The sequence below is a fragment of the Clostridium tunisiense TJ genome (genome assembly GCF_000300195.1).
Lineage (GTDB): Bacteria > Bacillota > Clostridia > Clostridiales > Clostridiaceae > Clostridium_J > Clostridium_J tunisiense.
Window position 1 is genome coordinate 89,180 of record NZ_AMQH01000005.1, and the last position, 12,848, is coordinate 102,027.

Sequence of the window (12,848 nt, forward strand, 5' to 3'; positions counted from 1 at the left end):
AATTGAAAAGTAAGTTTAATTCTAACAACATGAAAAAATAAGTAAAAGTATACCTTATATGACATATGAAAATTAACATTGTCGGAAAAAATGATGTCGGAAATGGAGGAATAACATACATGTTATAGAATACTATTTTAGTAGAAATTTTTTATGAAATTGAGGTGATAGGATTGGCTATTATTAATGTAATAAAATTTGATGGAATAAGAAACCGAGACTGGCTGGTATATCGTTATCCTGGAGATAGCTTTGTTTTTGGAACTCAACTTATTGTTGGAGAAGGCCAAATTGCGGTTTTTGTTAGGGGAGGAAAGGCTCTAGATTACTTTTCACCAGGCACTTATACTCTCGCTACTCAAAATATTCCTATTTTACAGTCCTTGATTAATGTTCCTTTTGGAGGAAGAACCCCCTTCACAGCAGAAGTGTTTTTTATAAATAACACTGCTAAGCTAGACATATTATGGGGTACAACAGATCCAATAAGTTTAATTGACCCTAAGTATGCAGTTAGATTAAGAGTGCGTGCCTTTGGACAGTTTGCTATTAGAATTTCAGATTATCGTGTGTTTTTAACACAATTAATTGGTGCTTTAGGTGGTACTCAGATTATAAAATATGACATTGTAACTAAATATTTTAAAGGAGTTATAGTAACAAAGATAAAGACTATTATTGCTGATATAATTATTAATCAGAAAATTTCTGCACTGGAATTAACTCCACAACTTGAAGAAATATCTGAAATTGCTAAAATACGTCTTTCAGGAGAATTTGAACGCTTTGGTATAGAAATTGTTAATTTCAATATCGCATCTGTTAATTTTCCAGATGAGGACTTTGATATTATAAATAAAATACTTGCTGAAAAGGCAGCCTTCGATATTATTGGAGATAATCGCTATAATGTTAAAAGGTCATTTGATGTTATGCAAACTGCTGCTGGAAACGAAAGTGGTGGGAACTTAGCTACAGCTGGAATTGGAATTGGTATTGGAGCTGGAGCTGGTATAGCTGTAGGAAACACCTTCGCAAATGCTGCAGGTAGCGTTATGAATACACCTGGAAAAATGACTACTTGTAAGAAATGTCAGCACTCAAATGCAGAAGGAGTTAAGTTTTGCTCCAATTGTGGAGAAAAGCTTGAAGTAGCAAAAATTGAGTGTTTCTCTTGTAGGATTTTAGTAGATGAGAATGCAAAGTTTTGTCCTAATTGCGGGTTTTCAATGGGAAAAAAGAAATGCCAAAATTGTAATACAGAAAATTCCCCAGGAACTAAGTTTTGCAGTGAGTGCGGAACTAAATTGGAGGGTTAATTATGAATAATAATAAAATTTCAATAAGTGATAGGTTAAAAGTCTTAGGATGTATTGCGTTTGACATAGCATTAATCTTAGCTTTTTTTAAAGTCTTCGGATTATTTATTATTATTGCACCAGTGAAATCTATATTGATGTTGTTTACTTTAATTATAGGACTTTTAGCAATAAATATAGTGGTTATTCTACCAAGCAGCTTATATAAAAAAATTGGTATACCATATACTATTTCCTTTATGACGTCATTTGTTCTCTACGCAATTTCGGCTAATGTACTTTCAATTTTTTTAATAGGAAGTAGTGTAGTTTGGTATATAATTTGGGAACTAATAATCTTTGCGGCCTTTATTGGGATAATTTCTGTATTTACAGTATTTTCAGGAAGGGAAATAGATGAAAGTAATAAAGTTCAAAATGAACAGTGTGGTAAAGCTTCAATTATGATGGAACTTCTTGAAATTGAAGATATTCTCAAAAGAATACATATGGATGATAAGTTTCCACCAATATTTTGCTCATTTAAGGCATTGAAGGAACGTATTCAAGTTTCAACTCCTTTTGGTAGAATTATTGATAATAATGCTGTTAAAGTAATAGAGAGTCAAATCAAGGGTAATTTAATAGCTTTCAAGATAGGGTTGCAAGAGCCGTCAGGGGATACAGGTTTCATGAATTTACAAGACATCCTTGAAGAAACACAAAGACTTGTAATAAATAGGGAAGCACTAAACATTAAATAGCTTTTTATAAACGTTCAATTTCAAAGTAATTATATTTATATTTAAAAGCCTAAAGAAAAACAAGATGCGTTCATGTATAGCATAGGTCTAGGTTTTAGGTTTATATAATAATTTTAAAAAGGGAGAGATTTCAATGAATGATAAAAAATGTCCAGCTTGTGGAGCATCAGTTGATTTTAATGCCACGGAGTGTAAATATTGTGGAGAACCAATGGTTGTTCAACAGCCACACTACCAAGCACCACCACAACCACAATATCAGGCTCCGCAACCACAATATCAGGCACCACAATATCAAATGCCACCTCAGGGTCAACAAATGTATGGGAACCCAAATGTTGTTGTTAATACTAAAAGTAAAACAACAGCAGGTATACTAGCTATACTATTAGGTGGTTTAGGTATACATAAGTTTTACTTAGGAAGAATTGGATTAGGAATTTTATACTTGGTTTTCTGTTGGACTTATATACCAGCCTTAATTGGTCTTATAGAAGGAATTATTTATTTAACTTCAAGTGAAGAAAAGTTTTTTTATAAATATGTAAAGAAATAAGGCATTAAATAATTTCAAGTAAAAAGGTTAATATTGATAACATTTCAAAAAACTAGTCTACCATAATAAGACTAGTTTTTTTATTATATAGGAATTTCAGCTTTTCGCCTAAAAAATTGTTTGGAAGGACTTGAAACTAATATATTTCAAGATGCATGTAAAATATTGCAAGTAGCAGCTAGTTATTTAAATGGGAGTGTGAATACACGCATTTGTTCTACAAATAAAGTTCAAAACGTACTTAGTGATATTTTATTAATTAAGAATATGCTGAATAACATTCGTTCAATTTAATTAAATATAATATAAAGACTTTCATAATCAAGGAACAATTTCTTATATGTTTTTAGAGGTATTTATTGAAAAATGTAGAATAATTAGTTTAAGAAAGAACCAAAGGCAATTTGATTTAGGAGTTGAATTTCTATGGGTAATGAAGAGAAATTACAGACTTCACTTTACAATAATATAAAATCTTATGTAGATGCCACTGAGCTTTTAGAGAATTTAATTCAAATATTCGAGAGCTACTTTGGTAGAAGTGAAAGTGAAGGAGATATTTTAACAGAAATACAACATATAGTTGAGCATAAAACCTATGACTTTTATAATTTTAAACATAAGATTCTTCAGTTATTTCACTGTTCCTTAATAAAGGGTAAAGATAAGTCAGACTATAATATTCAACTAGATAAGAAAGAGCTTTTTGCCATAGGGGATGAAGTTAAAAAGGTATTAGAAAACAATTTATTTTTATATCAGCATGAATTTATACTAGAATTCACTAGCTTTATCAATAAGGGGGAAGCCTCATTACAATTAAAGGAAGATTTTAAAACTTTAACTAAGGAATGTTTTAGTGATAAGCTTCAAGAATTATATAAGGGTATTGAATTATCAGAAGAAAAGGTAAAGCTGGTAATAGAAGATAAAATTCATGACTATGAAGTTTTTTTATGGACAGTTAAGAAACTTTTACTAGATTTACAAAAGGAAAGAGAGACTTTAGAGGAAAAGGTCTATGTTGATAAAGTATTAGCTATGAGGGAGACTTTTATCACCACAACAGAAAACTTAAAGGAAGACTTGATAAAGGATATAACCTTCATTGTAATTTCTTACTTTGTGAAGAAAATAAGAGAAACTTTATTGGTAGGGATGGAGGACAGGCTCTATAACTACAGAAATACATTAAAGCAGTATTTAAACTTTAAAACAGAAGGTTGTCAGGAAGTAGAAAATGTGAAGTTAAATCATAAAAATGCCGAACCTAGTGAGATAGAATTTCAAGTTTATAGTATATGTAGAGAACTTTTTATATGCCAATATAATTATTTGTCTAAAATTTTTAGCCTTTGCAAAACCAAATTTGACACCTTAACTTCTGAAGTTAAATTTAATTTAGATGTTATATTTAATGGTGAGTTTGAAGAACCCATATATTTTATTAACACTTATGAGGATTTTAATAATATTTGTGATATATTCAATGAAAAGTTACATGTGATTTTATATACTTTTACTATTAATACTTTTAATGAATTTAAGAAGAGTTACTATGATTACCTTATGGAGAAGCTTTCTTACAAGAAGGAAAGTCTGGAAAAAATGTATTGTCATAAGTTGATTTTAGATGGAATTGATTATATTAATTGCTATAGCCAAGATGTTAAAATTAAGTTATGTAGCAAGTTAGAAGAATTATATAAATCCTACAGTAGTGAGGAAATTCTTAAGGACAACTCTCTTAATCTTATCATTAATTTTTATAAAGTTAGAGAGGATATACCAAAGGTTTTCTTTAGGGAATACATCTACAGTGATATAGATTACCAAACTCTATTTTCAAAAGAGAGTTTTAATCAATGTGATTCCTTAGAAGATAAAAAGCTGCTTCTTTACAATAAAGTAGTAGGTTTTAAAAATAAGCTATGGGACACCTTATATAATGAATTAATAACTTACTTTGATTATATACTCCCCAATATAGGAAAGAATATGGATCATGCCAAAAAACAATCAGATTACTATAAAGTTAAGGCAGAAGAGCCCATTTTATAAAAAATATAGTTATAAGAAATTAAAGTAAACAAAGTATTCATTATGTTCCTTGTACTAAAAATAGAACCTATGTGAAATGGTACAATAGTCAGTTGTACTAAGTTAGATATTAAGGTATTAAAAAAATATGATAGATAATTACCATAGTAAGGCTTGTAAGTTGCATTTAGTAATATAGAATACCTATGTGCTTATAATGCTTGTAATTCGAACTTAATATTTTAATTAATAAAAGCACTATTTTTTAGAGAGTAGTGCTTTTCATATTGTTACTAATTATCGCAAGTAACCAGTGAAGGAAAAATTCTTTTATAGACAACAAATAACTATTATATTGAAGAAAATCTTAAGAACACTAAAAATATCATCTACATATATAACTTATGGAGATTGAGCTTGGGTTCATAATATTTAAATTTATAAAGACCTTTGATTTTAAACTAGAAAAATCTTATAATAATAGTAGACTTATTTGAAAATTTTTAACAAATATAATATTCACTTAAATTTAAGTTAGTAGAAAAGTTTAGTTAGCTCTGTGCTGAGAGGGAACTATGTGTAAGGATTAGTTTTCTATAAGGTTATATGGCTTCATTAAGGGGTTGTGAAATAAACCTTAGCTTAGGAGTTTTTGTGAAGAATAAAAGCTTATGATGAAAATAACAATTTAATATTAAGGTCATATATTTATTAAAACATTAAGGAGGAATCACAATGGAGGAGAAGGGATTACTGAAAACACTTTGTGAGGGCCATGGTCCTAGCGGAAGGGAACATTGGTTACATGAGGAAGTTAATAAGGCTTTTTCAGGATTTGGAAATGTTTCTGTAGATAATTTAAACAATATTATTGTCCATAAGAAAGGAAATGGAAAAGGCAAAATAATGCTTATGGCTCACTTGGATGAAATATTTATGTCTGTAACAGCCATAAAAGAAAATGGATTTTTAGAGTTTAGAGGAAATGGAATAGATGTTAAAACACTAGTTTCCCAAGAAGTAGTTGTTCATGGAGAAAAGGACATACTAGGAATCATAGGAATTAAACCACCACATCTAATGAAGGAAGAAGAAAGAGCAAAGGCTGTAACTTTAGAAGCACTACTTATTGATACAGGTTATTCCAAGGAATCCTTAGAAAAAATAGTTAAGGTTGGAGATTATGTAACAGTAAAAAGACACTTTAAAGAATTGCTTAATGATAATGTAACTTGTAAGGCGCTTGATGATAGAGCTGGAGTAGTTTCTCTTTACACTTGTGCTAAGGAGCTTAAAAATGTAAATCACGATTTAGATGTATATTTTGTATGCTCTGCTCAAGAAGAAGTAGGTCATAGAGGGGCAAAAACTGCAAGTAATGCCATCAATCCAGATATAGGTATTGCAGTGGATGTCACCTTTGATAGTGGTAAAATGGGAGCTCAGGAAAGAGATAATAACCTAGGACAAGGTCCAGTAATTTGTATTGGACCAAATATTCATCCAAGGGTTAGGGAAAAGCTTATGGAGGTTGCAGAAGAATATAGTATTCCTTATCAGGTAGAGGTGGAACCAGGAGATACAGGAACAGATGCTTGGGATATTCAAATAGCAGGGCAGGGAATACCAACCCTATTAATTTCTATACCTCTTAAATACATGCATACTTCTGTAGAAGTTGTTAATATGAAGGATGTTAAAAATACAGGACGTATTATGGCTAAGCTTATAGAAAAGCTTAATGGTGAAGAATTGGAGGGATTACTATGCTATTAGACAACCTATTAGAAAAGGGTGGACTACTAGATAAGCTTTGTTCTCTTCCAGGCCCTTCAGGCTTTGAAGGGGATGTAAGAGAATTAATTAAAAGTGAAGTTGCTCCTTATGTAGATGAAATAAAAGTGGATAGGTTAGGAAATATTATTGTTCATAAAAAGGGTAAGGGAAAAAAAGTATTAATAGATGCTCATATGGATGAGGTAGGCTTCATTGTTACGGGCTTAAACGAGGATGGAACTTTAAAGTTTAGAGCTCTTGGAGGAATAAATGAAAAAATAATTCCATCAAAGGTAGTCTTAATTGGAAAAGATAAAATACCAGGAGTAATAGGGGGAAAGCCTATTCATCTTCAAGGTAAGGACGAAAGAGAAAAGGGATTATCTTATAAGGATTGTTGTATTGATATTGGAGCAAATTCTAGAGAAGAGGCTAAAAAGTATATAAAAATGGGAGACTATGTAGTGTTTGACATGGAGTATGATAGCTTTGGTGAAGGCTTAATTAAGGGAAAGGCTTTTGATGATAGAATTGGCTGCTTAATTCTTATGGAAATACTTAAGGAAAACTACGATATAGATTTATATGGAACCTTTAACATACAAGAGGAAGTTGGAGAAAGAGGAACCTTTATTTCTGCTTTAAATGTTAAAGCAGACTTAGGTATTGCTCTTGAAGGCACTATTTGTGCAGATATGCCAACAGTTCCAAAACACTTAAGCGCTACTGAAGTAGGAAAAGGTCCAGCTATATCTATCATGGATTTAACAAGCATCTTTGATCAGGATATTGCAAGAGATATTATGGCTATTGGAGATGAAAAGAATATATCATACCAAAGAAGAAAAGCCATAGCAGGAGGAAATGATGCTGGAGCAATTCATACTGTAGGCGAGGGTGCCAAAATTGCTACAATTTCTGTGCCTTGCAGATATATTCACTCCTCAGTATCCGTAGCGTCAAAGGAAGATTTTAAAAATGCGGTGTTACTTTTAAAAGAATACTTGAAAAGTCTTTAAGCTAATGGGTTAGGAGAAGTTTCAATAATAGAGCCTAGTTAATTTTCATGAGGTACTTAGTAAAAATACTAGGAAAGAAATACCTCCGCAAGAAGTTATAAACATAAAAATATAAGAAATTATAAATAAATCAACAAGTCAATATGCAAATTTAACAATATAACAATATATATTGTTTATGCGGATTCTAGGGATTTCTGACTTTAAAATAAGTTGTTTAGAATGTTGCAAACAAGAATCTGTAGTTATTTTTGCGTTAAACAATTTGACCAATGCAAAATAGTAAGCCTTTTACAGTTTTATAAGATAAGCTATTTGTAACCTTGAGAATAAGAAGTTACACACAAGTTTTGCACAGGACAAATTGACATGTGCAAATTCTAATAAAATTTTAAAGATTTATAAAATAATTTAGTTTATGGTAATTTTAAAAATAGGAGGAAGAATAAATGGATAGATTATTAGAATCACTACTAAGCGCTTTTGGTGTTAGTGGTCATGAAGAAGAAGTTAGACAAGTTATAATAGAAGAACTAAATAGACTTGAGCTGTGTCATGAAGTAGAGAAGATGGGTAATGTAATTGTAAAGATGGGTAAGAAAAGTGAAAAGGAAGAAGAAAGACTTATGATTACAGCTCATATGGATACCATGGGGGTAATTGTAACTTATGTTGACGACAAGGGCTTTGCAAGAGTAGGTAAAATTGGAGACTTTAAAGAATCCTCAATGATAAATACTATTGTAGAATTTGAAAATGGAAATAGTGGAAGGGTTTGTGCAACAAAGGATGAGCCAAAGATCGATGATTTATATATAGATTTAGGAGTATCCTCAAGAGAAGAGGCCCTTGAGCTTATAGAAGAAGGAGATGTAGCTGTATTTAGCTCAAATATTATTGAAGAAAGAAATAACATTATAGCTCCTTTTTTAGATAATAGAGTTGGGTGCTACATGATGCTTAAAGCTATGGAAAACCTAGCTAAAAATAGAGAAGTTTTAAGCTGTTTAGAAAAAGAGTTATTCTTTGTATTCTCTACGCAAAACAAAGTAGGGGGAAGAGGGGCTAGAGCTGCAGCTTACAGCATAAATCCAATGTTTTCTATTGTTATAGATGGTGAAGAAGCAACAGATAACCTAGGTGGAAAGGGAAACTTTAAGTTAGGTAACGGTGTTGGGATTAAGTTTATGGACAGAAGTTTAATAATGCATCATGAAATAAAAGAAATTCTTGAGGAAGCTTTCGCTAGCTTAGGGAAAAAGCCACACTATATTTTTAGTGAACAAGGTGGAGATGGATCTAAAATTCATAAAGAAGGCAACGGCGTAAAAACAGGAACTTTAGTATACCCTGTAAGATATAAGGATACAAACTTAGAAATGGTAAACACTAAGGATATAGAAGAGGGAATAGAAATTTTAAATAAAGTGATATTATAATTTATTAGGTAGAATTTCAGGGAATATAGGGCTGCTTTTATAAATATTTTATGATTTATAAAGCAGTCTTTTTATAAATCAAAAGATAAGGGTGGTCACTATGGGAAGGCTTCAGAGACGAAAAGCAAGAAGGAAAAAACTAATTTATAAATATTCTCTAATTGTAATATTAATTTGTTCAGCAATTTTAATAGGTTATAACATGATAAATCATTGGGGATGGTCTTCAATGAACAAAAAAGAACAGTACATAGAACCTGTTCAGAAAAAAGAAACTTCTAATGAAGAACAGGTCACGGAAAACAAGCCAGAGGAAACACCAGTGGAAGGAATAATCTCGGAAGGTGAAATAACACCAGAACCACAGGACATAAAAGCTGAAATTTTAATTACAGCCACTGGTGATAGTCTTTTAGGAATGGATGAAACCTTCGGGTATCAAGGGAGAATCCCTCATGTGTTAGCACAAAATAATAATGATTTAAACTATTTTTATAGCAATGTAAGCCATATATTTAAAGCAGATGATATTACAATTACAAATTTAGAAACCCCATTAACAGAAGCAACTGCAAAGGTAGAGAAGGAATTTAGATTTAAGGGAAAACCTGAATATGCTAAAGCTTTTGCCCTTGGAGGCATTGAGACTGTTAATCTTTCAAATAATCACATATACGATTATTATAAGCAAGGGTTTCAAGATACCATAGCTGCCCTAAAAGCCGCTGAAATTGGATACTTTGGAGAAGGATATAGCTTTATAAAGGAAGTTAAGGGTATTAAAATCGGAATCTTAGGCTATACAGGGTATAGTTACGATAAGGCTTATCTGGCAAAGCTAAAAAAGGATATAGAGGAATTGAGGGCAAAAGTAGATTTTGTGATAATTAATTTTCATTGGGGAGAAGAAAGAGTCTACACACCTAATGAAACCCAAAAATATCTAGCTCATTATGTAATAGATAAAGGAGCAGACCTTATTGTTTCACAACATCCTCATGTTATTCAAGGGTTAGAAAGCTACAAGGGAAAGATTATAACCTATAGCTTAGGCAACTTTGCCTATGGAGGTCACAGTAACCCTGCAGACAAAGACACCTATATCCTCCAGGTAAGGGCAAATTTCATAAATAAAAAATTAGAAGACTATGCTGTTAGAGTAATTCCAGCCAGCATTTCCTCTAAAACTAATGTGAATGACTATAAACCTACACCTTTAACAGGAAGAAAAAAAGAAGAGCTCTTAGCTAAAATCAACAAACTTTCTTTTAACCTAGACTTTAAAGTTACTGATGAGTTTACAAAGTTAAATAAGAAAGAGGATAATAAATAATTAATTACTAAAAATCCACAGGAATTATGAAGAATAATTTGTATCAGATAAAAATGAGGTGAGTAGATGAGTATTGCTAAGCTAAAGGAAATTATTGAAGGAGCTAATAATATTGTTTTTTTCGGAGGAGCAGGAGTGTCTACAGAAAGTAATATTCCAGACTTTAGAAGTGCCAATGGACTGTATAGTGAAAGAACCAAAGACTATATTTCCCCAGAGGATATACTTTCCCATAGTTTTTTCGTAAATCATACCAAAGAGTTTTACGAATTTTATAAAGAAAAAATGGTTTATAAGGATGCAAAGCCTAATGATGCACATTTAGCTTTAGCAGAACTTGAAAGAAGAGGGAAATTAAAAGCTATAATAACTCAAAATATAGATGGCTTACACCAAAAGGCAGGAAATGAAAAGGTTCTAGAACTTCATGGCTCTATTCATAGAAATTACTGCATGAGTTGTAATAAATCATTTTCCTTAGATTTAATTATTGGGTATAAGGATGTACCTAAATGTGATATTTGCGGTGGCATTATAAAGCCAGATGTGGTTTTATATGAAGAAAGCTTAGATTTAGATGTGTTAAATAAAGCAATTTCATTTATTCAGCATGCAGAGGTGTTAATTGTTGGAGGAACTTCGCTTACAGTTTATCCAGCAGCAGGGTTAATAAGATACTATAAAGGAAATAACTTAATTCTCATCAATAAGTCAGTAACTCAATATGATAATAGGGCAAACTTAATTATATATGATAAAATAGGTAAAACCTTAAAGAAGGTTTTATAAGTAAAAAAAGTTCGGATTAGTTTATTTGCTGGAATAGGAGCTGTGTAGAACTCAACCACATTTTTGAAGGATAATTCTTAATTATCTTTAGGATAAGGCTTTGACTAAAAAGTAAACTTTGGCTGAATTAAATCTCCTTCTTAGAGCAATTAAATAAAATAGAACTAATACGCAATAAAGTAATGATTAAGTCATATAATTATTTATAGTAAGCATAGGTTGAAAACTTGGGGGAATTCATATGAAAGATTATAAAATAGCTATAGCTATAGCTAATATTCCAATATTTATTGTCCTTGCTTTGTATGTTTTTAGCAAAGACTTTCGAGATTTAGTTAACCATGGTATAAATGATAGAAGTAATAAAAGATATGTTTCACTTAATAAAGTGTCTACACCAGGTATTGATATTAATATAAATGTGAATGGTATAGGTTATACTATTGGGGAAAAGAAACATAAGTAAAAGAAAAAGCTAATTATTAACCCTGTTATGGAAGGGGAATTGTCCATACTCATTAGATGGGAGTTTAATCTCCTTATAAAGGACACTATACAAAATTAGCTTTTCATTATTTAATGAATATTTAGAATGAAATATTAAAAATTAATAAGGGAATAAAAAGGAGCTTAGAATGTAAACTTATTTTTATTCCCTATAAATTTTTCAGCAAAATAAGCTTCTAAGGTGAAGTTTTATTTTTTTATCTTAAAAAGGCCTTAAGGGAGTCAGGGTAGGCTCTTGTATAAGTTAGGTTTTTACACTGGTTCACTAAATTTATTTAAAGTCTATGATTTACAAATTATTTTAATTTTGAATCTCCTGTATTAATCATTTTTAATATCTACATTGAGAGCTGTAAAAAAACACTAGTGAATACTTTCATTGATAGCTTCTATATTATCAATAAGTAGCTCCTTGTATAAAGATTCTCTCCTATCAGCTTTAAGAGGAAAATCTCGTCTTAAGGAATGGACTAAATCTACATCTAATTCTGCCACAATTAATCCTTCTATATTTTCTAAAGAACTAGCAACAATATTTCCTAAAGGATCAACAATTAAAGAGTTTCCATTGTATTCTAAGCCATCACCAATACCAACTCTATTAATTCCAGCAATATAGCATTGGTTTTCAATAGCCCTAGCCTTTAGAAGGTCAATCCAATGATTAATTCTTCCTTTGGGCCAACTTGCAGCAACTGTAATAAGCTCAGCTTCTTTTGAAGCAATTTGAAAAATTTCAGGAAACCTCAAATCATAGCAAATAAAAGTAGAAACATTAAGGTTATTTACTCTACAATGAACTATTTTCTCACCACCAAAATAATAGTGGCTTTCTGTACCAAAGGAAAAAGGGTGAATTTTACTATAGTTGCTGAGAATTTCTCCATCTTTACTCATAATAGCATAGTTGTTTCTTCCTTTTGCCTGACCTAGTATTTTTTCAATATAGCCAAAACCAATGTTTATACCATGATTAATAGCAAGAGTTTTTACTAAGGCAATAGTGGTTTCAGCACTTGACTGTGATGGAATTTCACTATTCCAATCATAGACTTCTCCACAGTTTTCAACATTCATAGTAAAGCCTGTAAAGCACATTTCAGGAAATAGAATTAAATCAATGTTTTCTTCTGAGGCTTTAGCTATAAAGCTTTCTGCTATATGTAAATTAGCCTTCTTATCTTCCCAGATTATATCTGTTTGAGCTAGTGCAATTTTCATAAAAATCTCTTCCTCTCTATATTTTGAAATAGCAATATGTTAAAATATTACAGTATTGGATTTGAAGTGGTATAATCCAATGATATATACTATTATAGGGTGCTTA

Annotated in this window: 11 protein-coding genes; 10 read left to right on the forward strand and 1 reads right to left on the reverse strand. The window is 31.0% G+C overall.

Going from position 1 to position 12,848, the window contains the following annotated elements; translation table 11 throughout:
• Positions 1-164 precede the first annotated feature (164 nt).
• From C661_RS0104235 to C661_RS0104280, 10 genes are all read left to right on the forward strand, one after another.
• Entirely contained in the window at positions 165-1,319 is a 1,155-nt protein-coding gene (locus C661_RS0104235; protein ID WP_439328870.1) for an SPFH domain-containing protein, read from the forward strand.
• A 2-nt stretch (positions 1,320-1,321) separates the two neighbouring features.
• The gene (locus C661_RS0104240; protein WP_017414059.1) at positions 1,322-2,062 is read left to right on the forward strand and encodes a hypothetical protein; all 741 of its coding nucleotides are present in this window, start codon (positions 1,322-1,324) and stop codon (positions 2,060-2,062) included.
• A 133-nt stretch (positions 2,063-2,195) separates the two neighbouring features.
• Positions 2,196-2,618 carry a TM2 domain-containing protein gene (locus tag C661_RS0104245; RefSeq protein ID WP_017414060.1) on the forward strand — a complete coding sequence of 141 codons (423 nt, stop codon included), beginning with the start codon at positions 2,196-2,198 and terminating at the stop codon, positions 2,616-2,618.
• Positions 2,619-3,044: 426 nt separating this feature from the next.
• A complete protein-coding gene (locus tag C661_RS0104250; RefSeq protein WP_017414061.1) occupies positions 3,045-4,679 on the forward strand; it encodes a hypothetical protein in 1,635 nt (544 codons plus the stop codon).
• A gap of 714 nt (positions 4,680-5,393) precedes the next feature.
• Positions 5,394-6,434 carry a M42 family metallopeptidase gene (locus C661_RS0104255; RefSeq protein ID WP_017414062.1) on the forward strand — a complete coding sequence of 347 codons (1,041 nt, stop codon included), beginning with the start codon at positions 5,394-5,396 and terminating at the stop codon, positions 6,432-6,434.
• Positions 6,425-7,453 carry a M42 family metallopeptidase gene (locus C661_RS0104260; RefSeq protein WP_017414063.1) on the forward strand — a complete coding sequence of 343 codons (1,029 nt, stop codon included), beginning with the start codon at positions 6,425-6,427 and terminating at the stop codon, positions 7,451-7,453. Before C661_RS0104255 ends, C661_RS0104260 begins: the two co-directional genes overlap by 10 nt.
• A 449-nt stretch (positions 7,454-7,902) precedes the next feature.
• A complete protein-coding gene (locus C661_RS0104265) occupies positions 7,903-8,892 on the forward strand; it encodes a M42 family metallopeptidase (RefSeq protein ID WP_017414064.1) in 990 nt (329 codons plus the stop codon).
• Positions 8,893-8,992: 100 nt separating this feature from the next.
• Entirely contained in the window at positions 8,993-10,225 is a 1,233-nt protein-coding gene (locus C661_RS0104270) for a CapA family protein (RefSeq protein WP_017414065.1), read from the forward strand.
• A gap of 66 nt (positions 10,226-10,291) precedes the next feature.
• Positions 10,292-11,014, forward strand: a complete 723-nt coding sequence (locus C661_RS0104275) for an NAD-dependent protein deacylase (RefSeq protein WP_017414066.1) — start codon at positions 10,292-10,294, stop codon at positions 11,012-11,014.
• Positions 11,015-11,255: 241 nt separating this feature from the next.
• Entirely contained in the window at positions 11,256-11,480 is a 225-nt protein-coding gene (locus tag C661_RS0104280) for a hypothetical protein (protein ID WP_017414067.1), read from the forward strand.
• 404 nt (positions 11,481-11,884) lie between these two features.
• On the opposite strand, the gene C661_RS0104285 is transcribed toward C661_RS0104280, so the two are convergent.
• On the reverse strand, positions 11,885-12,742 hold the full coding sequence (locus C661_RS0104285) for a nitrilase-related carbon-nitrogen hydrolase (RefSeq protein WP_017414068.1): 858 nt from the start codon (positions 12,740-12,742) through the stop codon (positions 11,885-11,887).
• Between the last annotated feature and the right edge of the window lie 106 nt (positions 12,743-12,848).